1 protein-coding gene is annotated in these 1,040 nt (G+C 70.4%); it reads right to left on the bottom strand.

Going from position 1 to position 1,040, the window contains the following annotated elements; translation table 11 throughout:
* On the bottom strand, window positions 1-1,027 hold a 1,027-nt coding region (locus ACZ4MF_RS49110; RefSeq protein ID WP_467500977.1), incomplete at its 3' end, for an IS4 family transposase.
* Window positions 1,028-1,040: the final 13 nt, after the last annotated feature.

Genomic DNA, 1,040 nt, shown 5'->3' on the forward strand with positions numbered 1-1,040 from the left:
AGGGGGAAAAATCCCTGCGTGGTGAGGTGATGCTGCGGCGTGCTGCCCGCAGAGCGGCGGCGAACGACAGCCGGTCGGGATCGAGAGGCTCGCTGCGGTTCATGGCCGCCGCGTGCATCAGCACTCTCAGCCCGGTGTAGACGGCCAGGTGTGCGTAGACCTCCTGGAACACCAGGTCCGGGCTCTTGCTCGGCAGCACGGTGCGGGTACCGATCTGGGTGGTCTTCAGCTCGGCCAGGGTGTTCTCCACTTCCCAGCGCTCGCCGTAGAGCGCGGCCAGTTCGGCCGCAGGCGCCCGGGCGGGGTCCATCAACGTGGTGATCAGGCGGTATGTCTCACCGGGCCTGCGGCCTGGCACGTCCAGTGTGTACTCGATGACGCGCACGCGGATGTCCTGCGGCGCACGGACACTGCGGCCCCGGCCGCCGTGGACCGTGGAGATCCAGGAACCGTCCGGGAGGGCCTTCTCGACAGGGAGTTTCCAGATGCCGGGGATGCGCCACAGCAGATCGGCTCCGGTGGCCGCCATCACCTGCCACAGATACGCGCCGGGCAGACCACGGTCACCCAGCACGAGCATCCCCGGCCCGAGGGACGGAGCCAGGCCCTCGACCAGGACTCGCTCCTTGACCCGGTAGGAGTCGGCGACCGCGTCCACGATCACGTGTGTGCCGGCTTCGACCAGCACCGCCAGCCGGACCAGCGGATAGCCGGTCGGCCCCTTGTCCGGCCTGGCCCGCACCCGCCCCAGCGCCGCTTCGTTCGCGGCGGTGTCCGCCACCGCAAGCGTGGTGCCGTCGACGGCCATCACCCGCAGTCCCCGCCAGAAGGCACCCGGCGTCCGCTCGTCCGCCACCGCCGCACCGGCATGCACAAGCAGCTCTCGGAACGGCTCAACGCCCAACTTCCGGCGGGCCCGGAAGACCGCGGCCTTGTCCGGCACCCGCCATGGTCCCCAGCCATGCTCGTCTCGGGCCGGCTCCGCGAGCAGGCGTAACACCTCACGATAGGGCTCAGGGCAGAACAACGCCCTGGCCAGC

It is taken from the genome of Streptomyces sp. NPDC025793 (assembly GCF_055558375.1).